This is a genomic window from Pseudomonas sp. 2848 (assembly GCF_003253945.1).
In the GTDB taxonomy this organism is placed as follows: Bacteria; Pseudomonadota; Gammaproteobacteria; order Pseudomonadales; family Pseudomonadaceae; genus Aquipseudomonas.
Genome location: NZ_QKZD01000010.1, coordinates 26539 through 47196 on the forward strand (window position 1 = coordinate 26539; position 20658 = coordinate 47196).

Sequence of the window (20658 nt, forward strand, 5' to 3'; positions counted from 1 at the left end):
GGCTGTCTATCCGTCGGTCGAAAGCGAATCGGGGCCCGTCCGGGCTGGTAGGTACAGGCTCATGCAGGTGCCCTCGCCAAGCCGGCTGGACACCTCGATCGCACCATTGCTCTGCCGGGCGAAACCATAGGCCTGACTCAGGCCAAGGCCAGTGCCCTTGCCGAAGGCCTTGGTGGTGAAGAACGGCTCGAAGATCCGTGGCAGCACCTGCGGGTCAATGCCCTGGCCGTCATCACGTACATCAAAGCGCACGAAGCGCCCGCACAGCCCATCCACTTCGCCGGACAACTGCACGCATTCGACCACCAGACGGATCTGCCCGGTGGCGACAATGGCGTCGCGGGCATTGAACACCAGGTTCAGCAAGACCATCTGCAACTGCCCGGCGTCCACCTCGATCAGCGGCAAGTCAGGCTGTACCTGGGGTAGCAATTCGATTTCCCGGGGCAATGCGTGTTCCGCCAGCCCGCAAATGATATTGATCGCCTCGGCAGGCACGATGCGCGTGATGCTCAGTTGCCGGTGCCGGGCAAAGCTCAAAAGTTGCTGGGTCAGCTGGGTGCCGCGCTGGCCAGCATCGAGGATATGCTCGAGCAAGCGCCTCACACGTGCCGGATCCTGGCTGCTGCTGGCCAGCCGGGCTGAGCTGAGGATGATGGTCAGCAGGTTGTTGAAGTCATGGGCCAGGCCTCCGGTGAGTTGTCCCAGGGCCTCGAGCTTTTGCGCTTGGAACAATTGCGCACGCATGGCATCGAGCTGCTGGGCCGACTCGCGGCGATCGGTGATGTCGCGGGTGACCTTGGCCAGGCCGATGACCTCGCCTTGCGCGTCGCGAATCACATCCAGCGCGGCGAGCGCCCAGAACTGTGTGCCGTCCTTGCGCACGCGCCAGCCTTCGTCCTGCGCCTTGCCTTCTTCCAGTGCCTGGCGCAGCAAGCGTTGCGGGCGGCCGTCGGCACAATCCTGGGCGTTGAAGAACAGCGAGAAATGCCGGCCGATCACCTCATCGGCAACGTAGCCCTTGATCCGCTGCGCGCCAGCGTTCCAGGACACCACATGGCCGGTTGGGTCGAGCATATAGATGGCGTAGTCCACCACCGCCTGGACCAACTGCTCGTAGCGTGCCTCGGGCATCACCGAATGGGTGGGGCGGTCTGTCGAAACCATGTGAGCTCCACAAGCACCGCGAAAGGACATATTGAGCGTAGTCAAAAGTCCAGCATGCACTGCACCTTATGCGACGATCGTCAGCGCTCGCGCTCCACCACGGTCGGCACCAGCCTGCGCGGCATCGCCACCTTGAGCAGCCATACCCCCACCAGCAGGATCAGCGCTGCGCCTGCGAAGGCGAGCAAGCGCCTGGGCTGCGCAGCCTCCTGGTCGAAGCCGAGCATCAGCAGGTAACCACCCAGGCTGATGAAGCCTGCGTAAAGAAACGCTGCCAGCAGGCAGACCAGAAGGAACAACAGGCGCCAGAACAACTTTGGGCGAACACGCCGCGTTGCGTCCGGGCCAGGGGGAAGCGATGACATGGCGACAGGCCTGGTTGGATCCAATGCGCGACAGTGGCGCAATGGCGGCATCCTGTCAATTGAACTATAGTGCCCGCGCCCCGGATCCCACAGGAACCATCATGACCTCCAACCTTCGCATGCAAGGGCTGCAGGACGACCTGATGCGCAGCGCCAGCGAACTCGATGAACTGAGCCAGGCGCTGGACGGCCATGTCCGTTACCTGCGTCATTCGATTCATCAGGCCGATGCGCACACCATGGGCGGGCACGTCGATGACCTGCGCCATAGCGCCTGCGAGATGCGCGATATCGCGCGTGCTATCGAATCCTGAACATTAGGCTGGTTGACGCTTCTATAACAATGGGTTATAAAGCGCGCCTGATTGTCTGGTCCAGGCTGCCCTGCGGCGCGCCAGCCAATCGTGCGAGTGTGGTGGAATTGGTATACACAGCAGACTTAAAATCTGTCGGCGTGAGCCTTGCGGGTTCGAGTCCCGCCACTCGCACCATCTTCTGTCGATGAAGGCGCCCTTGCGGCGCCTTTTTCGTACCCGCCGGAAATCCGCCGCGCAGCTGCTAGAGTGGAACCTGTCCCTGTTCACTGGAGCGCCGCCATGCGCTATAGCCTGCTCGATGGTCAACGCGACTTCATTCTGCTGCTCGCCCGCATCCTGTTGATGATCCTGTTCGTGCTCTCCGGCTGGAGCAAGCTGACCGGGTTCGAAGGCACGGTCGGCTACATGACCTCCCTGGGCGCCCCCGCCCCGATGCTGGCTGCGGCCATCGCCGTGATCATGGAACTGCTGGTCGGCCTCCTGTTGATCCTGGGGTTCTACACCCGCCCCCTGGCCTTGCTGTTCGCCCTGTTTGTGCTGGGTACCGCGCTGATCGGGCATCCGTTCTGGAACATGGTCGAACCCGAGCGCAGCGCCAACATGACCCAGTTCCTGAAGAACCTCAGCATCATTGGCGGCTTGCTGCTGCTGGCCGTCAGCGGTGCCGGGCGGTTCTCCCTCGACCGCCGCTGAGCACCCGCGTCGACATCAGTCGTCGCAGTCGTCGTGCCAGGCCGGGTGGTCCTCTTCGTCATCGAAGTCGTCGAGCGACTCTTCGTCCTCCTCGACTTCGTCAAGGGCCCCGTATGCATCCGCCTCGGGGTCGTAGCCCTCGTGGAATTCAGGGTCGAGCAGATGGTCGTGCTCAGGTTCGTGCAGATCGTCTTCGTCGTGCATCACAGGCTCCGGTAACAACGGCAGGCCTATATAGGCGCATCGACGCACAGGGTCAATCCTCATGGCGCTTAACCCCGGCTTAACCGACCAGGCGCACAGTGCAGGCTCTCCCTTCAAAAACGCTCCTTGCCCGCCGCCCTGGCGGGCTTTTTTTGCCTGGACCTCCCTTGCCCGATGAACCGAGCGCCCTTTCAAGGCTCGCATGCGGTGCAGGATCTTTATCATCAAGGAGGTATCCACCATGACCGTGAACATCGACAACCTGATCATCACCACCCCAGTGGCAAAGTCGTCCAGCAACCCAGTGGCGCTGGAACTGACCGGCGCCCAGGCCCTCGCCACCCTGCCCCAGGTTGTCAGCCGCCTGGACGATGGTGCCGTGCGCATGAGCGCCCCAACCCAAGGGGCGGCGAGCAAGAGCACCCACCGCACCCGCTGTGAATGGAAGGAAGCGGTCTACTGGACGCTGGCCAGCGCCGGCCAGCATGTCAATCACCAACGCATGGTGCTGGAGCGGGTCAACTCGGCACAGAAGGTGGTGATCGCGCAGATGCATGTGAAAGATGACGACAGCCCGGTAATCAAGGTGTTCTGGAACAAAGGGAAGGTCACCCTTGGTTTTCGCCAGGACTTCAACCAGGGGATACCGACCAGTAGCACCATCCTGGCCGAGGTGCCGCTGGGCGTGCCTTTCGACATTACCATCGAGGTCACTGCGGCGGGCGCCGCCACGGTGTCGGCCGTTTGCGCCGGCCGCACCGGCAGCAGCGCAATGCTGAACATGACGTCAAGCTGGAATAGCCATACGTTCAACTTCCACGGCGGGGTTTACAACCAGTTGGATTTCAGCTCGACCACCCCGGCCTCGGATGGCTCGACATGCGTGATCAGCCAACTGGAACTCCTGCATGGCTGAGGGGCACGGCTGCATTGAAATCGCCATTTCGGACATCTTTGAGCAAATAGGATGACAGCAATATGGCCAGCATCAGCGCAGCATGTGATCACCTCGCGTCCTACCTTGCGCGAGTAACCGCCTCGCAAGAAAGGATACACAATGCATTACCGCCCCCTACTCATTGCCGCACTCCTCATGCTGACCAGCGGCTGCGCCGCCGGCCTGAACTCCATTCAGCAGGCCGAACTCGACCATTACCGTGCCAACAACCTGGCAGCCGAAGAAAAGAGCCCCACAGCCGCAATGCTATTAGGGCTGTTACCGGGTGGCGGATCGTTCTACGGACGAGCGTATGTTCCTGGTACGGTCAACCTGTTGCTCTGGCCAGTGTCTGTTCTATGGGACCCATTCAGTGGCTACAACGCAGCAGAGTCGATCAATTATCAGGTTACCCGGGCGCACGTCGCACGCCTGAAAAGAAACGAGATGGAGGAACTCGACAGCCAGTTACTGTTGAATGCCATCGACCAAAAGCACTACGCGGTCAAACGCCGCATGGTCAATGAAAAATTCAGTAACGGTTACTGAGCGCCTGCCAGAATGACATTCACGAAATTCTGACATTCTACAAGGCAGACTGGCCTGGCTTCGATACGTTCTGTTCAACCCGCCGATCTGGCGGGTTTTCTTTTTTCTGGGCTTTCCTTCCTGCGCAAGCCTCGGTCGTTGACAACATTTTCACGTCTGCTGTGGCAAGTTGACGACTCATCCGTGAAACACTTGGCCCGCCCTCCCCAGCGGGCCTTTCTTTGCGTGCAGCACAAGCCCTCGCACGATCTATGCTTCACCTGCGTACGCAGGAGAGGCTTACGATGTGCGGAAGGCTCAGCCAGTACCGTGGAATCCATGAATTCGTCGAGACGCTCAGCATGCCGGATGCCTGGCGTAACGCCGTGGGCGACCGGGCATTGCTGCGCTACAACGTCGCCCCCGGCACGCCCGTGGCGGTACTGCGCCGGGAGGCTGCCGGCAGCAGGGCCGACCTGGTGAAATGGGGCTGGCGCCCACATTGGGCCACAGACCCTGTCACGCCGATCAATGCCAGGGCCGAGAAGGTCGCCCATGGGCCCTACTTTCGCTCGATCTGGCCCCACCGCGCCGTCGTGCCCGTGGATGGCTGGTTCGAATGGGTCGATGAGGGCGCGGCGAAGAAACAGCCCTATTTCATCCGCCGCCGCGATGGCCACCCTGCCCTCTGCGCGGCCATAGGCCAATTTTCCGACAATGAACGCGACGGCTTCGTCATCATCACTGCCGACGCTCAAGGCGGCATGGTCGATGTCCACGACCGCAGGCCAGTGGTGCTGTCAGCGCAGCTGGCCGTGGCGTGGATGGCGCCCGACCTGCCCAGCTTAGCTGCCGAGCAGATGGCCCTGAGCCAGGGCGAACCGGCCGAGCGCTTCGAGTGGTATCGGGTCAGCATGGCAGTGGGTAATGCACGCAATCAGGGCGCCGAGCTGATCCAGCCGATACCATGAGCGACCTGAACGCCGCGCTGTGGCTCAGGGAGCGAGGTAATCATCCGGTCGCCAGTCAGCGCAGCGTGCAAGATTTCGTAACACTTACCCACCACCCGTTCCATGAAACCGAATGGGATCGATGCTGTCCGATTGCCATCGGTGGCCACAGAGATCACCTCGAGCTGTCATCGGACACCCCGATGGCGCTCGACAACCCCGGCTCACCGGCGCGCGCCCCCCACCTACGAGGATGCCGCCCTTATTTTTTCAAGGCTGAAAGAGCGAACCATGAAACAGAATATTCTCCTCGTCGCCGTCTGTGCCGCCCTGCTCCAGGCCTGCACCCCGGCGTCCACCTCCCATGAAGGATCGCCCTCCATGCCGGCCACCACCGCGCCTGCCGCAGCCCAGCCTGAGCTCTCGGCCTACTACTGGAACCTGGCATCGGCCAGCGATGCAGCCGGCAAGCCCAACGCAGCCCTGGCCACAGGCAGCGAGCGCAAGTTGCGCCTGAATTTCGGTGACCAGCGCCTGAACATCAGCGGTGGCTGCAACAACCAGTTCGGTGGCTACAGCTATCAGGACGGTGTCCTGAAGGTGCAGCCACTGGCGTCGACCATGATGGCGTGCGACAAGCGCCTGATGGGCCTGGATGCCGAGATCGGACGCCTGTTGAAAGGTGATCTGCGCGCGGCCTTCAGCGGCGAAACCCACGCACCCGTGCTGCAATTGACCACCCAGGACGGCTCGGTGCTGAAATTCCAGGGCGAAGCCACTCCAGAAACCCGCTACGGCAGCAAGGGTGAGACCAAGTTCCTGGAAGTCGCCGCCAACACAGTCAAGTGCAGCCATCCGCTGATCCCCAACTACCAGTGCCTGCAAGTGCGCGAGCGCCGTTATGACGACGCTGGTCTGCAACTGCCGACCCAGGACAACTGGCACCCGCTGTACCAGTCCATCGAGGGCTACGAGCACCGTGACGGCGTGCGCACCGTGCTGCGCGTGAAGCAATACGAATGGAAGAACCCGCCGGCCGACGCCTCGTCGCAGGTCTATGTGCTGGACCTGGTGGTCGAGCAGGACGCTTCGGGCAAGTAATTGCCAGTCGGCGCAGGCCGCCCTGCAGCGGCCTGCGCCTGGAACCGACGGCGACCGTGAAACAGCTCAGGTAAGCGCCGCGTTGACCTGCGCACTGTCGACGTATTGCTCCATGTTGACGATCTTGCCGTTGTTCAGCCGGTACAGATGGGCAAAGGTAGCAGTCATCGCTTTCCCGGTCTTGCGATAGGTGCCCGAGTAGACGCCAAAGGCGGCAACCCGGTCGTCCTCAGCCACATAGGTATGCACCTTGGCCTGGTAGCCATCCCATTCGGTGGCCAGGCGATGGAACACACCCTCCATGATCGCCTGCGGGCCGACATAGGTACCGGCATAAGGGAAGCCAGCCGCCTCGGTCCAGGTCACGTCCGCAGCCAGCGCCGCCAGCAGATTCCGGCCATTCTGTTCGGCTGAGCCTTCGTACGAGGCTCGGATGATGTCCAGGTTGCTCCTGCTCATGGTTTTACCCCCACGTTCAGCTCGCGAATGAAGACCTGAGGATCTGAAAAGATAGCGCTGGCAGGTAACAACTGCATGGCGTCGTCCGCTTGTTGCAGAACGAATGTCGGCACGCCTTGACCGCCCACGCGACGCAACAAGGCACGCCCCTGCCCCACACGATCATCGTTGGCCTGCAGCAAGGCCGAATCCGGACGCGCCAACCGCTGCGCGGCGGCATCCAGACCCAGGTCCACCAGCACTGCTGTCAACGTCTCCAGTCGAGTCACGTCCAGGCCATCGACATAGCGCGCCGCCTGAATCGCCTTGAGCGCTTCGAACTCGTGCTCTGGCGAAGTCAGGTTCACTGCGCTGAGCGCCAGGGTAGACGGACCACTGTCGAACGCCTGGAGACGGTCGGCGAGTACCTGGTCACGATAGCGTTCACTGAAGACCTGCCCGGTCAGGCGCTCGATACGCTGGTCGTTGCTCCAGGCGTAGGCCGCAAACTCATCATCCATGGCGCGAGCACCGCTGCCGGAAAACAGCCCCGTCGGTATCAGGCGCAACGCAAGGCCCGTGGTTTGGAGAACGCGGGGCAGCGGTCCACCTGCACCGTAGCACCAGCCACAGAGTGGATCGAAGAGGTAAACCAGGGTCTTGTTCATAGTGAAACGCCTTGAATGGAATGCCTCGAATCTTATAGACCGCGAATTGACATTTAAACGCATACAAAATAAACACTCTGTATGTTATTTGCATACATTAAGGACATATCAATGACCGGCGCTTCCAGCCTGAACAGGCTTGCTTACTTCACCGCGGTGGTCGAAACCGGATCCTTCACCGCTGCTGGCGAGCGCCTCGGCATCACCAAGGCCGTGGTCAGCCAGCAGGTAGCGCGACTGGAAAGCGACTGTCGCACCACACTGCTGGTTCGCAGCACGCGGAAAGTCCGCACCACCGAGGCGGGCCAACAGTTCTATCACCGCTGTGCATTGATCCTCAAAGAGGCCGAAGAGGCTTTCGAGGAATTGTCCGAAGCCGCCAGCGAGCCGACGGGCACCCTACGCCTGACCGCCCCTTTCGATTACGGCATCGGTGTCGTGGTGCCGGCCATCACCGCATTCTCGCAGCGATATCCGCAGTGCAAGGTCGAGGCACACTTCAGCGACCAGACCCTCGATGTGGGCGCCAACGATCTGGACCTTTCCATTCGCGTTGGCTGGATTACCGAGCAACATCTGCAGGCCCGGCGAATCGGCGAGTTTGCGCAAAGGTTGGTGGCCGGCCCTCAGTGGCAAGCTCGAGTGGACAAACTGCAGGCCCCGGCGGATCTGGCCGAGTTGCCGATCGTGGCGAACCTGGCGCTGCGAGAACCGACCCGTTGGCTATTTGCCAAGGGTGCCTCGCAGCGCGAAACAGTGGAGATGAAAGCCAGCCTGTCGCTCAACGCCACCTTGGCAGTGCGCGAAGCCACGCTACTCGGAGCCGGGCTATCGGTCCTTCCGGACTATGTGGCTGAACCTGACCTGCAGGGAGGCCGGCTGATCGAAGTGCTGCCGCAGTGGTCGCTGCCCCGAGGCGAGATCCATGCGGTCTTTCCACCGGCTCGCTTTCGACCGGTCAAGGTGCGGGCGTTTGTCGAGCTTCTGGCAAGCCGCCTGGCTTAATGAGACGGCGCAGACCATCAGATCAGGCGCGCCTGCGCAGCCGCCGACAATGCTACGCTCCTGGGATCACAGCCAACCAAGGGAATGAAGATGAGCTTCGACTGGCATGCTGGACCGATCACCCGCACTACACCGCTGGACAGGCACTACCGGAACACGCAGAAGGTCCGGTGGTTCTTGGTCGGTGAAAACTGTGCGGACTCCGGATCCTTCAAGTGATAGGCGGCAGCCTTACGCGCCCGATCGATATCGCTAGCCCCGCATCCCGCCAGGACGATTCCGGCCAAGGCCCCAGTGCCAAACGCTTCGTGCGCGCCCTCCGTGTTGATGAGGGCAATCTACCGCCAGCGGCAGGAAGCACCATAGCCCCGAAATTGCGGGCCTTCAGCACCAATGGCAAAATAATAGCCAAGCCCGGTCAAGCGCTGGGCTCCACTCACTCGCCATAGCCACAGCACGGAGCACCCGATGGAAGTCTCTAGAACATCACTTCTGATGAAACGCATAGGGGCATATATCATCGATTACGGAGCAATCGTCCTGCTCGGCCTGTGGCTTGCTAATCAAGAGACCCTGTTGTTCGCAGGGTTTGAACTGGTCTTCGTCCACCTATTCCTATACCCCCTGTGCGAGTGGCTTTTCAACGGTAGAACGCCAGGAAAGTACGTTTTTGGACTGACCGTTATCAACGGAGCAGGCGGGCCGCCAACGATTGTTCAAGCTCTGATCCGAGGGTTCACGAGACACATTGAGGTACCTCTGGGGATCATAACGATCTTCATCTACTCGCAATCCGCGAGGTGCCAGCGGGTCGGTGACATGCTGTCGAGAACCTATGTCATACCGACAAAGGACCTAGCTCTGCTCCGCACAGCGATGCAAGCGGCCATTCGCTAAGTCGTGATTAACCCCAAGCCGGGCTAAGCGCCGCTCATTCTTTAACCCACGATTTTTCGCGGGCTCGTCAATCTCAACTCGCAACGACGCGAACAATGCCCTCACTCAAGAAGCATCTGGTCAGCAGCCTTCTGGCCTTATCCGCTGCAGTCGGAGGCGCGCTCCTCGAAGCCTCCACCGACCTTCTCAAGAAGAATTTCGAGCCGGCCCTGATCAGCACCAGGAACACGTTTGAAGACTGGCTCTCACCGCTACCAGCCAAAGCGCTGATAGGCATCAACCTGATGTTCTACATGCCATCTGCATATGGTGATGAGACTCGTGCAGAAGGGTTTTCAGCGACCATCCCAGCCAAGATCTGTCGCCAGGCTGATAGGCACGACATCGTGCGTGTAGGACCACAATCTACCACAGCCAGGCAGCCGCCGATGCAAGCCGGAGTATGCCCAGCAAGTCGTTGGGCTTAACTGGTTCAGTCCGTTTCGGCCCAGACAGCCAACTCATACCCATCAGGATCAGTGAAGTGGAATCGCTTCCCGCCTGGGAACGAAAATACCTCTCGGCTGATTTTCCCTCCCGCAGCCAACACTCTGACCTGGGCGTCGACGAGGTCGTCCGAATACAAGATGACCAGCGGGCCACCGGGCCTGACAGGCTCACCCGTGGTGAAGCCGCCAGCAAGCCGACTGTCGCTGAACTCGGTGTATGTGGGGCCGTAATCGACGAAGGTCCAACCGAACACAGCGCCGTAGAAAGCCTTGCTGCGGCTGATATCGCTGACATTGAACTCGATGTTGTCGATCTGACGATCTGTTCCTCTGCTGCTCATTGGCACCTCCCTGTTGGAAGTCGGAATCTATCACAGCCAGTCATAGGTCCGCCGACAAGCGCCACCCGCCCACGTCCATTTGTTCTACCCTTACCCTCCCCAACCACTCACATGAAGGGTGCGAAGATGCCCGACGATGAGAAGCGGGGATTTGCCGAGGCGCTGGAGCACTGGGCGGAGGCTGTGGATGCGATCCGCGCCAGGGATCGGGCCGAGGCCATTGCCCAGGTCGAAGAGCTACGGAGCATGCGCCTTATGCGGCTTTCCACACCAGCGCGCTATGGGAGTACGATGCGTGGAAGCGCCGGGGCCTGGGGTGAGCCCAGATGCAAAAAGCCCAGCTCGGGGGCTGGGCTTCTAGGCTCTGTACGAAAAGTCCTGAGACGCAGGTCAGGCAAGGCGAAAACAGCCGAGGAAGCGCAGTGTACTGGAGTACATGAACATTCCGAGGCTGTTTTCAACGCAGCATGAACAAGTATCAAGGCTTTTCGTACAGAGCCTAGCCAGTAGTGCTCGCCTTGAATCAGTGAGCCTTTAGACTTGGCAATTATTCCAGTGGGCGCTCGTGATGGCTATAGCGCTCGGCGTTGGATGCCCGCGATGGGTCCGGCGGACCTTGTCTCTGCCCGCCTCGAAAGGGCCGGTTTTCGATGTAATCGTCGCGATCCTCTGGACGGGCCCTCTTGGCATCCTCGTCTCGACCGGCTGGCCAGCTACCATTACCGGCTGACTTGCCACCCTGTCCGTTATCCCTATCTCTGGTCATACGCACCTCTCAATGCTCAGAAGTTTCTGAGCTACATCGAGTGTGCTCCGACAACGACAAGAGAAGTTTTATATCAGACCGATGGTTGCAAGCGAAAACATCAATTACTCACAGCTATCCACCCTGGACGGAAAGCCAGTAACCAATGATGGCGGGGCAGTAGTAGCCTCCAGATTCCAATCAGCCGAGGAGCACGGCAAGCGCATGAGCTGGGGATGCTTTGCAACCGATAGGCCGAAGCCAGAGAGGCTGCCGGAAAGAAGGCTGAACTGGAGAAAAAAACCGACCTGGCCAACCGGATAGCGCACTTCCAGTTCAGGGACATCCGACCGAAGGCGGCGTCGGAAATCGAGGACACCAGTCAAGCCAGCAGGCTGCTTGGCCACTCCAAGGAGGACATCACAAAGCGGGTGTACCGCCGTGTCGGTGAGGTCGTCAGTCCAACCAAGTAGGAGGCTGATGCGGAAACGATGCCTGATTATGCGGAAACGATCTGCTTTTCTCTGCACAAAGAAAAACCCCGCAGACCTAGATCTGCGGGGTTTCGAATGGTGGAGGCCGAGGTCGGAATCGAACCGGCGTAGACGGATTTGCAATCCGATCTAGGAATTGCCAGCCAATGCGGCCTGCACCACAAAATCAGTTCCAAAACAAAATCGAAATTGGCCAGCTGCAACCCGCATTCTACAAGGGTCGACATTCGAGTTTTGGAACCGATTTTCACCCCTCCTACGGCGTCCTGCCGACCACGATCCGTCCTGGCTCGTCCCTCTCCCACTCCTCTGCAGATTCATACCTGAGCAGGCCTATTGCCCAGGGCTCTTCATGCTCGAGTAGCGCCCAGGTCCTGGCTGCTTCGGTCAGCTCCAACATGTCGGAAAGCACGCCGGCATCTACCTCTCGTCGGCGGCTGGCCGCATAGGCCATTTCTGCCAACACCGCAGCGCGCCCATCTGGATCTGTGACCAGGGCCGACTGGTCGCCCAGCTCATCAAGCCACGGCTGCGGTATCCCGGCCAGGCTACTCAACACGGCACCACCAGGACTGCGCATAGAGCACACCGTCTACATCCTCAACGCCCGTGATGTTCAGTCCAAGGCTCCCCATGCCGTTCACCTTTGCATCCAACAGACGAGGGATGATGTCTGCGCTGGGGGCGGGATTGAACACCCAGGCCTCAATGCAGCAGCGCCCAAGAGCTGCGCTATGGCACTCGTGTAGGTGAACGTCGGCCCTGAGCGGCTTGATCTTGGCGAGCTGTTCGTTGGGGATGGCGACGCCGCGCTCTCGCCGGCGAACAATGAGGAAGTACATACGGCACCAATACTGTATATCGATACAGTATTTGACCATTCAAACGGATTGCCAGGCCAGTACCGACTATCGACAGGCAGAATTTGCCGCTTCCAGCTGCTTCTCGTACCCGATCCGCTGTCGGCGCTCGGCCAGCAGCGCACGCACCTTCACTTCCAGGCTGTCGCTCTTGCGCAGGCCTTCAGCTGCCCAGGGCGGCACCGCGACCTCCGGCGCCCGGCACGGCACCTTCACCGGGACCTCGACGCGCACGTACTGGACCTGCGGCTCAGTACGACCACTGCAGCCGGCCAAAGCCAGCGCTAGCACGAGCACCACCATCCTCATAGGCCAAGCTCCTGGTCGATGATCGAGGTGGCAGCCGCGCACTGGTCGCCGCCGGTCCGCTCCTGCTGCAATCGGTTCGCCGCGGCGAAGTCGCCCTGGGCGCTGGCCGCAGCCTCGCCCACGGCCTGCTTCGCCCTGGCCTGGCGCTCGTTCGCGGCCAGGGTCAGGTCGCCCAATGCCTTGCCCTGCTCCGCTGCCAGCCCGGCGAGGTTGTCGCGGGCTGCCTTACAGGTGGCCACCTGGTCCTGCTCGGTGTCGAGCAGCGGGCGGAAGTGGCTGGTGGTGGCCCAAGTGCCGACGGCCAGGCCGAGCAGGATCAGCAGGCCGGCGCCAGTGAGGCGCAGTGCCCAGGCTTTCACGCCAGCACCCTCCGCACGCCCTCATCGATGACTTGGTCGCTGTACGGGTTGCCGCCGTTCTCGTGCACGATGATGCCCACGATGGTCTCGCGCAGCACCCGGGGGTTGCTGATGTCGATCGAGTCGCGCACGCCGACACCGAGTCGCTTGGCAATGGCCTGGGCGTAGGCGGTGGTGTTGTTCTCGGTCGACGGCGCCCAGCGGCTGATGAACTCGATGGGGGTGTCGATGCCCGGCTTGCCCACACCGGGCATGCCATCCTTGCCCCGGTAGTTGATCAGTAGCTTGCCCAGGGCGCGGATACCATTCTCGGGCGAGTCGAAGCGGGCGAAGCGCGGCTTGGCGACGCCCACCTCGACACCCAGCTGTCCCTGCCAGGCGTTGCGAGGGTTGTAGTCGATGTTGCCGGGGTTGTTGTTGCGCACACCGCGTGCGGTGGATTGGGTCATGGGTTTTCTCCAGGCAAAAAAATACCGCCAGGTGGCGGTCGGTGCATTCGGTTGGTGAGGATCAGGCCGGCGGCGCTGGCCAGTCGATTTCGGTGGGGTAACCAGGCTGGTTCGGGGCGCGGATGAGCGCGATCCGGTACCGCTTCCATTCGAGCAACTTGGCTTCCTCTTCAGGAGTTGCCTCACCCAGGTCCACAGCGTCTTGCAGGGCGCCGATCACACCGTCAGCAGTCAGTCGGCGCGTGGATACTTGAGACTGCGCGGACCGAGTAGCTGCGGAAAGTTCTTCGGCTGCGATCTGTTCGGTGGTTACAAGTTGACTCCAATCAATTGTCGCCATTCTTTCCGTCCTGGGCCGGTTCGCTATCCGGCGATAGTTCAAGTTCGGTGGTGCTGCCAGCGGGGGTATCGTACGGAGGCAGGGGCACGTCACCATCTTGCGTCACTGTCACCGACCCCATGAACCGACGCTCATATGGGGCGTTAGGACCGTGCGGCAATTTGACAGTTAGTTCAATACCGTTAGCGCCACGGGTGACGAAGCTTTTCTCTTGAAAGAAGTTTGGAGAGCACGCTTCGGCCGGTAACTTGTCACCCAGTCCGATAGGCGAAAAGTCGAACTCTTCGCCATCGATATAGATCGTATCGCCTTCGACCGTTATCAAGTAATCGTTACCGTCAACGACACCTATCGGTGAGAAATGTATGATCATGCGTTTCTCCATCTGCCAATTGCGCGCCAGCCAATGTTAACGTTTTGCGCCGATGACGTGTTTCGGATAGCAGCGCTAAAGTACGAAGTTGTACCAGGAGCGCATGCGAGCACCCCGCCAAAACCAGTCCACGTGATGTGCGGCTGAGCCCATGCCATGCCGACAAATGTATTGTCAACGAAGTTGAAAGGTTGAGGTACTGCAATCGTTGCAGGAACAGGATCAGTGCTCAGAGGGCAAGCAAACGTTCCCATACCCCAACATTCTAGCGTACCGTCTGCGTATCGAATCCATTGCCCTTGAACCCCGGAGCCACGTTCAATAATCGCCCCCGTATTTCCGCCACTGAACGAGACAGTTCCGACAGCATTGAACCTAGTGTAGATTTCGGAAACTGCTGGTGCGGCGTTGTTGATGCGCGAACGTATCCACGCCCTCGGCTCCGTCATCGACATCGCCATCTGAGCCCAGTTCTCTGAACTCTTTTCGTACATGGTGTCAACAACAGTACCGTAGTTGAGTCCCGACGGTCTGTTGGTGGTATCCGGTGTAACCCTCCGAATACCACCCCCCGCAACTACGTTGAGGTCGGCAACGGTAACAGCGTTGTTGGTGGCGCCAATACCCCAGTCCCCGTTCTTCAACAAACGGCCTACACCGATGTCGCCTGCGCTGACTGTTACGTTGGATCCTTTTAGGACGGGATCCCAATTTTGCCAAACGTTGTTGACGAGGAAGCGTTCCCAGGTCCGGCCATCTGTGACGTGGCTAAACGTTTGTTTGGTATAGAGCGAGCCCTGTGCGTGGACCAGCAAATAACCGTTGCTTGCAACAGGCAAGTTCTCGCCGCTGTTCGCACTATTGCAATAATAAAACCCGGTGGTCACGAGGCTATTGATAGCGGTTGACAGAACGAGGGCACCATAGCCACCTATACCGAAATCACCTTCTGCCACAAGACCCCGCCACAGACCGGCTGTCTCTGCCGTAGCAGTTATCCCCCGGAAGTAGGCCTTGGCAGATGCGTCTCCCAGTGAAATGGCGAACTGCGCTCGGCGGTTGTTTGCGTAGCCAGAGTCGAAGCCAACAGCAATCTGCGCAGTCGGGGGGCGGTCTGGAGCGCTACCCGCCCACTGCTTGAACCGCGTGCCCAGCCAGGTACCATCTGGTTCCGATGGGACCACCCCGCCCAGTCCGAAATCGCCCTTCTTAAGCAAGCGGTTCGCGGTCTGATCGGTGGCCGAAGTGGTAACGTCGAAAGTCGCTGCCACACCCAACGCAAGCGCACTCCGGCCTTGCGCAGCAGTCTCGGCGGCAATTACCGCACGACCCGCTGTGCCACTTGCCAGGCCGCCGATAGTGTTCTCGCCGGTGGCAATCAGAAGTTGGTTCGCAGCCCACACGCTTGCCGCGATAGCAGACAGTTTGGGGCTTTCCGGCTGGGCGCCACCAACCCCCTGGTACAGCTCGGTGAAGTTGTCGTTGGTTTTCTGAAACGCAGTCCGTGCGTCATCGCCGTCCATGCCATCGGGAGCTGTACCCAGCTCGATTGTCTTCTGAGCCATGCGGCCTCCTGAATAGTCGTTGTGGCACGGTCAGAAAGCCGGCCCCCAGATCGCGCCGTTGTTGCACTCGAACCGCCTGTAGGTCTTGACCCGCACCGATACCGAGGGCGAGAACGACGGGGCAACGCCGGTGACCGAGACGGTGCTCTGTTCGGTCACCAGCTCGTGCTTCTTGAGCAGTTCGTCAGTCGGGCGGCACTCGTGCTTGTCGCGGTACTCCGCCCACCCGCTGGCACATCCGCCCAGGACCAGGGCGCTCGCCAACATCAGCAACTTATGCTTCATCAATACTCTCCGGCTTCGGGTGCCGCTCTTTCACGGCCTTTATGTTTTCGTAGAATCTTTCCGCAATCGGGATTTCGCCGCGATGCATTGCATGCCACAAGTCATCAAGTTGACTTTCGATTGACGGGTACGCCGCAGCGCGCAGCGCCTCATAGTTGGACCGATGTTCGATTTTCATACATCACCTCAAAGTCAGCGTACGGCCAAAGAGAAATCGATATCCGGAACAACCCCGAACGATCAAACCACAACTCAATATCCGTACCGTCGGCCTCGTACTTCTCGCCATCGATAGTGATAGAGGCCCCTGACTTCACGCCTTTGATGTTCGCTCCATCCAGATAAGCGCCCATACTCGGGCGCTCAGCAATCTCTCCCTCTACGACATAGTGCCTGTCCCAGTCGATAACGTAGCCCTGCGGAAGAACAAGTCGGTCGCGATATTCTTCAAGTTCAGAGACAGCCTTATCGCTGGTCGGGTAGTTGATGACAGAAAGGATTCGCCCCGACTCATCATACTCAACGATGTTCAACGTTTGACCTCCATGATTGTCATCGCCCGGTTGTCTGTGTAAAGCACAGCACTCGGACTTAGATCAGGGCTCATTTGGAAGGTAACGGTGCGGCTACCCGATGCCATGTTCAGGATCATGTTCAAGCTGATTGAGCTGGCTGGCACGCCGTTGTAAGCAGAACTTGAAGTTGATGTGCCTAGCCAACGTCCAGAAGTTACAACCACCCCGTCTATCAACAACCGCCAGTAGCCGCCTGGCCAGGAGAACGTCCCGCAGTACTGGTTCGACACGTTCATCAGGGCAGGCTGCCCCGTGCTGATGTAGGTGATGGTCGAGATGGTCGCCCAGTTCGCCGCCCCCGAAATGCCCCCGACCGATTGAACGCCAGCGCTGTAGTAACTGACGGGCAATGTCACCGCCCGGCCGGCGATCTTGAGCGTGTCGACAGCCAGGTCGGCGATCTTGCCGGTGTTCACCGCCAGGTCGGCAATCTTCGCCGTGCTGACCGCTAGGTTCTGGATCTTCGCCTCGGTGATCGCCGCGTTCGCGATGTTGGCCGTACCAATCGTGCTTTCCCCGACGATCTCACTGTTGATGATCGCCTGGCCGTTTTGGAGCGCGAACACGGACTTCGGATTCCCGCCAGGCTGGTGCATGACAGCGAACAGGTCGGCCAGGAAGATGACCGTGGACTGCATCCCTTCCGGCGTGTTCTCCACGCCGATGCCCATGCCAGCACCGTAGTAGCGCCCGTTCACATCGACGCCGACCTTGATGTTGCGCGTCGCCGAGACGTTGCCTTCCAGGTCCACCACCGCGCTGGCCGTGTCCTCAACCAGCGCCTCGGTGTCCCCGACTCGTGCGGTGAGCTGCGTCACCGACGCGGCCAGGGCCTGGTCGGCGGTGGCCCGGGTCTGGGCTTCGCTGGCGATCGCCGCTTCGTTGCCGTCGATGCGGGACTTCTGCGCTGTGATCTGCGCAGTCATCGCTTCGTCGGCCGTTGTGCGCGCCGTGATCTCCTGCTGCAGGCTCGCTTCGTTGTCGTCGGTCTTGGCCGACACCGTGGTGATCTGCGTGGCCAGGGCCTCGTCAGCGGTCACCCTGGCATAGGCCTCCTGCTCGAATCGGGCGTTGAGGTCGTCCCCGACCTGCGCCTCGACAATATCGATGCGGCGGCTGAGCGCCATGTCGGCATTGCTGAAGGCACTGTAGATCGACCGAGCAGCGGCACGCACGCCAGAGTCGCCAGCCTTCCAGCTGGTGGCGCCGGCCATCCGTGGGAACACCTGCGTTTCGACGCCGATCACGCGGGTTGCCATGGCCTGCAGCTCGCCATCGACCTCTTCCACCCGGGTCTCTACCGCGTCGACACGGATCGCCAGCGCGGTCACCAGCTCGCCGAGGGAGGCGTAGTCGCCGATGTACTCCCAGAAGGTCTCGTTCGTCACCGGCGTCCCAGCAGGGACGTCCTGCTTGGCGCGGTACAGCTTGCCTTCGAGCTTGACCAGCGACCCGGAAAGGTAGGCGTCGTTCTCGTTCCAATCCGGCGCGCCAACCACATCGGCCAGCTGCGATTGCAGCGAGTCGATCTGCCCCTGCAGCGCGGTGTCGCCCGCGGTGATTCGGTCGTTGACCGAGCCAGGGCCTTGGCCGCTGATCTTCTCGATCTCCTTCAGCAGGTCCTGGCCAAGCTGCGTCTCGGTGATCTTGCCCGTGATGTAGTCGAGGATCGCGCTGGCGTCCGCGCTCGACTGTCCGTAGATCCATTCCGTCCATGGGCCGACGTTGCCGGAGCGATCCACGAGACGGGCGCGGAAGTAACGCACCACTGCGGCGGCCATGCCTGAGTGCAGGTATGTGTTCGTTGGGTAGCCGAACAGCCCTAGCTCCAGAGGGTTCATACCGGAACTCTCGGAGGACATCTCGACCTGGGTGTAAGCAGTGTCCTCGGCGCCAGCAGGGAAGCCCCACTCGAGACGAATGCCGTAGATTTCAGAGACGGTTCGCAGAAACGAGACAGCGGGTGGCGGCGTCGTTTTTCCTTCAACGTCAGTGAGCATGGAGGCCGTCGGGATCGACGCAACATCCATCGCGTTGACGGCGCGCACTCGGGCCAGGTACTGACCGGCATAGACCCCACGCACATCGACGGCCAACTCTCCGGTACGCGGCACCTTGACCCAGTCCCGCGAATTCCAGCGCCACTCCACATCGTAGGCTACTGCATCAGGTGCAGCATCCCAGCCAATGGTCATCGTGGTGAGCGCGATGCCCTGGTCCACGGCGGAATGGCTGCTGATCAGCACGCGGGCCGGAGGCTCTTGCACGCCTGGCGGCAACACGCTGATTGGCCTGTCGTCGATCATGGTGCCGTGGTCGACGGCGTCGAACTTGCTCGGCTCGTGCTGGATCAGGTCCAGCTGGAACCGAGTCCACTCAGGCCGTGTCACGTTGCGGACGTAGAACTGCATCAACTTGAGGTCGTCATAGTCGATCGCCCAGCCGCACTCCGGCTGCGGGGTTTCGCTGTAATCGGCCATCACGGTGATCTGCCGGCCGGATACGGAGCGCACTTGGCGCGATTCGGTCTTCCCGCTTGGCAGGTTGACCAACAGGCGGGCAGCGGTCGGCACCTCAACATCACGGTCCAGGGTCACGACGCGGCCAGCGACGGCAGCAATGCGGCCGCCGTTGGCCCTGCCCGCCAGCATTGGATCGGAAAGCGCGACCACGGTCCCGGGCTTTGGGATGTAGCCATCGAGGCCGACATTGATCGTCGCGCCGCGAATCTGCAGCTGCTCGGTCAGCAGCGCCCACTTGCCGGCGCGCTGGGCCTGGCCGCGACTGGTGCAGCCCACGGCTTCGACGGACACATCGCGCACCCCGTACTCGGCCATGGCGTCTTCGTCAAAAACCGGCTCCTTGTCAGTCTCGAAGCCCTGGTCGGGGTCATCGAAAGAGACCATGGCCAGGCTGTGTCGGTCGCGCCACTTGCTGCCGGAGTACTTGACTACGCCGTCTCCCAGGATCTGGGAGGTGGTGTAGGTGTACACCGGATCCTGCGGCATGTCGGCGTTCACTGCGATCTGGCTGCCGTCCCAGTAGGCCAGGCCGTGGAAGATCGCAGCCAGGTCTTGCAACACAGCCCAGGCCTCGGCCTGCTTCTGCAGGTACAGGTTGCAGGTGAAGCGCGGTTCCTGACCGCCCTTCCCGTCCGGCACCAGTTGATCGCACCACTGCGCGATCCGGTACAACGACCAGCGGTTGATCATCGATGCGTCGATGCGATCACCCAGGCCATAGTAGGGATGCAGGGCCAGGTCGTAGAACACCCAGGCCGGGTTGTTGGTATAGGCCTCCTTGAACGATCCGTCCCAAACTCCGTTGGTGGTCCCGGCGCCGCCGGTGGCATAGGTGCGCGTCTCGGGATCGTAGTTCATCGGCACCCGAACGATGCGGCCGCGCATGAGGACAGCAATTTTCGGGAAGTCCCCGCCGAACTGCTGAGCGTCGTACTCAACGCAGCCGACTGCGGTGAGCGGGTACTCCTGGTCGCTATCGACCACCTCGGCGATCGCCTCCACGATCATCGCGTCCTGCACCAGCGAGCTGTTCGCTTCCGGCGTCAGGCGACGGGCACGGACTGTCCAGCTGCTACCCTCGGGCAGTTCGACGCGGTGCGATCGCTCGTACTTGGTGACGTTCTTGCGGCTGACGCTCGACGCCAGCACCTGCTGGTACTGGCCGCCATCGGTCGACACATCAATCGCATAGTCGATGTGCACGCCGTCGATGTTGCCGCTGCTGTCCTGCGCTTGCAGTACCGGCCAACTGAACCGCACGCGCACCGCGTCGATCACGGGGTTGTTGATCGAGTAGACCCAGGGCGTTGTGCTGCGCAGCTCCTGGGAAACCTGAATTTCGTTGCTCGACTCGGTCACGCCCTCCAGGCGGTCTTGGTGCAGCTCGCCAGAGCGGAACTGCCACTTAACCCCGGGGTAGTTGATGCTGCCGTCTGCAGCCATGATGGGTGTGCCGTCGAGCTTCACCGAGCGCAAGCCATCAACCGGGCCGACGATTGGCCCCCAGCTCCACAGGTATACCAGGCGCGCCGTGGAGATCGACGGCACGCTGTTCGAGGCAATGCTGGGCTGCTTCGGCTTCTTCGCGCCACCCTTGTGCCCGACGACTTGACGCGGCTTCGCCTGCTTGGCAGGGGCCTTGCGCTTCACTTCTGCGCCCATTCATTCCTCCAGAAACAAAAA

Annotated in this window: 26 protein-coding genes, 1 tRNA gene and 2 pseudogenes; 12 read left to right on the forward strand and 17 right to left on the reverse strand. The window is 60.9% G+C overall.

Annotated features, from left to right (window positions below):
* Positions 1-6: 6 nt before the first annotated feature.
* Together DFS21_RS19520 and DFS21_RS19525 are read right to left on the reverse strand one after the other, a co-directional pair.
* Positions 7-1167: a nitrogen regulation protein NR(II) gene (locus DFS21_RS19520; protein ID WP_110698481.1), complete on the reverse strand. Its 1161-nt coding sequence runs from the start codon at positions 1165-1167 to the stop codon at positions 7-9.
* A gap of 80 nt (positions 1168-1247) precedes the next feature.
* Positions 1248-1532, reverse strand: coding sequence for a hypothetical protein (locus DFS21_RS19525; protein WP_173862438.1), 285 nt, complete (start codon positions 1530-1532; stop codon positions 1248-1250).
* 101 nt (positions 1533-1633) lie between these two features.
* On the opposite strand from DFS21_RS19525, the gene DFS21_RS19530 reads away from it, so the two are divergent.
* The 3 genes from DFS21_RS19530 to DFS21_RS19540 all read left to right on the forward strand — a co-directional run bounded on the left by DFS21_RS19530 (position 1634) and on the right by DFS21_RS19540 (position 2542).
* Positions 1634-1846: a hypothetical protein gene (locus DFS21_RS19530; protein ID WP_110698483.1), complete on the forward strand. Its 213-nt coding sequence runs from the start codon at positions 1634-1636 to the stop codon at positions 1844-1846.
* A gap of 92 nt (positions 1847-1938) precedes the next feature.
* A tRNA-Leu gene (locus tag DFS21_RS19535) sits at positions 1939-2023 on the forward strand.
* Between the two features lie 105 nt (positions 2024-2128).
* On the forward strand, positions 2129-2542 hold the full coding sequence (locus tag DFS21_RS19540) for a DoxX family protein (RefSeq protein WP_110698485.1): 414 nt from the start codon (positions 2129-2131) through the stop codon (positions 2540-2542).
* A 15-nt stretch (positions 2543-2557) separates the two neighbouring features.
* Here the strand turns inward: DFS21_RS19540 and DFS21_RS19545 are convergent, their stop codons facing one another.
* The gene (locus DFS21_RS19545) at positions 2558-2746 is read right to left on the reverse strand and encodes a hypothetical protein (protein ID WP_046857840.1); all 189 of its coding nucleotides are present in this window, start codon (positions 2744-2746) and stop codon (positions 2558-2560) included.
* Between the two features lie 241 nt (positions 2747-2987).
* Here DFS21_RS19545 and DFS21_RS19550 point away from each other — a divergent pair, with 241 nt between their 5' ends.
* From DFS21_RS19550 to DFS21_RS19565, 4 genes are all read left to right on the forward strand, one after another.
* A complete protein-coding gene (locus DFS21_RS19550) occupies positions 2988-3662 on the forward strand; it encodes a polysaccharide lyase family 7 protein (protein WP_111532903.1) in 675 nt (224 codons plus the stop codon).
* Between the two features lie 141 nt (positions 3663-3803).
* The gene (locus tag DFS21_RS19555) at positions 3804-4232 is read left to right on the forward strand and encodes a hypothetical protein (RefSeq protein ID WP_111532904.1); all 429 of its coding nucleotides are present in this window, start codon (positions 3804-3806) and stop codon (positions 4230-4232) included.
* Between the two features lie 284 nt (positions 4233-4516).
* Positions 4517-5182, forward strand: coding sequence for an SOS response-associated peptidase (locus DFS21_RS19560; RefSeq protein ID WP_111532905.1), 666 nt, complete (start codon positions 4517-4519; stop codon positions 5180-5182).
* Positions 5183-5452: 270 nt separating this feature from the next.
* Positions 5453-6262, forward strand: coding sequence for an META and DUF4377 domain-containing protein (locus DFS21_RS19565; RefSeq protein WP_111532906.1), 810 nt, complete (start codon positions 5453-5455; stop codon positions 6260-6262).
* Between the two features lie 66 nt (positions 6263-6328).
* Here the strand turns inward: DFS21_RS19565 and DFS21_RS19570 are convergent, their stop codons facing one another.
* Together DFS21_RS19570 and DFS21_RS19575 are read right to left on the reverse strand one after the other, a co-directional pair.
* On the reverse strand, positions 6329-6721 hold the full coding sequence (locus tag DFS21_RS19570) for a nuclear transport factor 2 family protein (protein ID WP_111532907.1): 393 nt from the start codon (positions 6719-6721) through the stop codon (positions 6329-6331).
* Entirely contained in the window at positions 6718-7368 is a 651-nt protein-coding gene (locus DFS21_RS19575) for a DsbA family protein (protein ID WP_111532908.1), read from the reverse strand. Before DFS21_RS19575 ends, DFS21_RS19570 begins: the two co-directional genes overlap by 4 nt.
* Before the next feature lie 111 nt (positions 7369-7479).
* On the opposite strand from DFS21_RS19575, the gene DFS21_RS19580 reads away from it, so the two are divergent.
* The 4 genes and pseudogenes from DFS21_RS19580 (at position 7480) to DFS21_RS26530 (ending at position 9737) form a co-directional block, all read left to right on the forward strand.
* On the forward strand, positions 7480-8373 hold the full coding sequence (locus DFS21_RS19580) for a LysR family transcriptional regulator (protein WP_214501342.1): 894 nt from the start codon (positions 7480-7482) through the stop codon (positions 8371-8373).
* Positions 8374-8463: 90 nt separating this feature from the next.
* A pseudogene (locus DFS21_RS27010) lies at positions 8464-8562 on the forward strand (DUF6434 domain-containing protein); the annotation flags it as partial.
* Positions 8563-8868: 306 nt separating this feature from the next.
* Positions 8869-9270, forward strand: a complete 402-nt coding sequence (locus DFS21_RS27360) for an RDD family protein (protein ID WP_371926892.1) — start codon at positions 8869-8871, stop codon at positions 9268-9270.
* Between the two features lie 95 nt (positions 9271-9365).
* Positions 9366-9737 carry a hypothetical protein gene (locus tag DFS21_RS26530; protein ID WP_146603156.1) on the forward strand — a complete coding sequence of 124 codons (372 nt, stop codon included), beginning with the start codon at positions 9366-9368 and terminating at the stop codon, positions 9735-9737.
* Between the two features lie 5 nt (positions 9738-9742).
* Here DFS21_RS26530 and DFS21_RS19590 read toward each other — a convergent pair whose 3' ends face one another.
* Positions 9743-10099 carry a VOC family protein gene (locus tag DFS21_RS19590; protein WP_110698502.1) on the reverse strand — a complete coding sequence of 119 codons (357 nt, stop codon included), beginning with the start codon at positions 10097-10099 and terminating at the stop codon, positions 9743-9745.
* Between the two features lie 955 nt (positions 10100-11054).
* On the opposite strand from DFS21_RS19590, the pseudogene DFS21_RS27015 reads away from it, so the two are divergent.
* Positions 11055-11317 (forward strand): annotated as a pseudogene (locus DFS21_RS27015) (integrase); the annotation flags it as partial.
* 277 nt (positions 11318-11594) lie between these two features.
* Here the strand turns inward: DFS21_RS27015 and DFS21_RS27020 are convergent.
* The 11 genes from DFS21_RS27020 to DFS21_RS19655 form a co-directional block, all read right to left on the reverse strand.
* On the reverse strand, positions 11595-11918 hold the full coding sequence (locus tag DFS21_RS27020; protein ID WP_111532910.1) for a hypothetical protein: 324 nt from the start codon (positions 11916-11918) through the stop codon (positions 11595-11597).
* On the reverse strand, positions 11887-12180 hold the full coding sequence (locus DFS21_RS19610) for a hypothetical protein (protein WP_111533009.1): 294 nt from the start codon (positions 12178-12180) through the stop codon (positions 11887-11889). The genes DFS21_RS27020 and DFS21_RS19610 overlap by 32 nt, the downstream gene beginning before the upstream one ends.
* Before the next feature lie 66 nt (positions 12181-12246).
* Complete coding sequence (locus tag DFS21_RS19615; RefSeq protein WP_111532911.1) at positions 12247-12507, reverse strand: hypothetical protein; 261 nt, start codon at positions 12505-12507, stop codon at positions 12247-12249.
* Complete coding sequence (locus tag DFS21_RS19620) at positions 12504-12866, reverse strand: hypothetical protein (protein ID WP_111532912.1); 363 nt, start codon at positions 12864-12866, stop codon at positions 12504-12506. Before DFS21_RS19620 ends, DFS21_RS19615 begins: the two co-directional genes overlap by 4 nt.
* The gene (locus DFS21_RS19625) at positions 12863-13315 is read right to left on the reverse strand and encodes a structural protein P5 (protein ID WP_111532913.1); all 453 of its coding nucleotides are present in this window, start codon (positions 13313-13315) and stop codon (positions 12863-12865) included. Before DFS21_RS19625 ends, DFS21_RS19620 begins: the two co-directional genes overlap by 4 nt.
* Before the next feature lie 61 nt (positions 13316-13376).
* Positions 13377-13655, reverse strand: a complete 279-nt coding sequence (locus DFS21_RS19630; protein ID WP_256591448.1) for a tail fiber assembly protein — start codon at positions 13653-13655, stop codon at positions 13377-13379.
* Positions 13642-14028, reverse strand: a complete 387-nt coding sequence (locus tag DFS21_RS26770; protein ID WP_146603157.1) for a hypothetical protein — start codon at positions 14026-14028, stop codon at positions 13642-13644. Before DFS21_RS26770 ends, DFS21_RS19630 begins: the two co-directional genes overlap by 14 nt.
* On the reverse strand, positions 14025-15593 hold the full coding sequence (locus DFS21_RS19635) for a pyocin knob domain-containing protein (RefSeq protein ID WP_111532915.1): 1569 nt from the start codon (positions 15591-15593) through the stop codon (positions 14025-14027). The genes DFS21_RS26770 and DFS21_RS19635 overlap by 4 nt, the downstream gene beginning before the upstream one ends.
* Before the next feature lie 30 nt (positions 15594-15623).
* Positions 15624-15878, reverse strand: a complete 255-nt coding sequence (locus tag DFS21_RS19640; protein WP_111532916.1) for a hypothetical protein — start codon at positions 15876-15878, stop codon at positions 15624-15626.
* Positions 15879-16027: 149 nt separating this feature from the next.
* A complete protein-coding gene (locus tag DFS21_RS19650) occupies positions 16028-16411 on the reverse strand; it encodes a hypothetical protein (RefSeq protein WP_111532918.1) in 384 nt (127 codons plus the stop codon).
* Complete coding sequence (locus DFS21_RS19655) at positions 16408-20637, reverse strand: DUF1983 domain-containing protein (RefSeq protein WP_111532919.1); 4230 nt, start codon at positions 20635-20637, stop codon at positions 16408-16410. The genes DFS21_RS19650 and DFS21_RS19655 overlap by 4 nt, the downstream gene beginning before the upstream one ends.
* Positions 20638-20658: the final 21 nt, after the last annotated feature.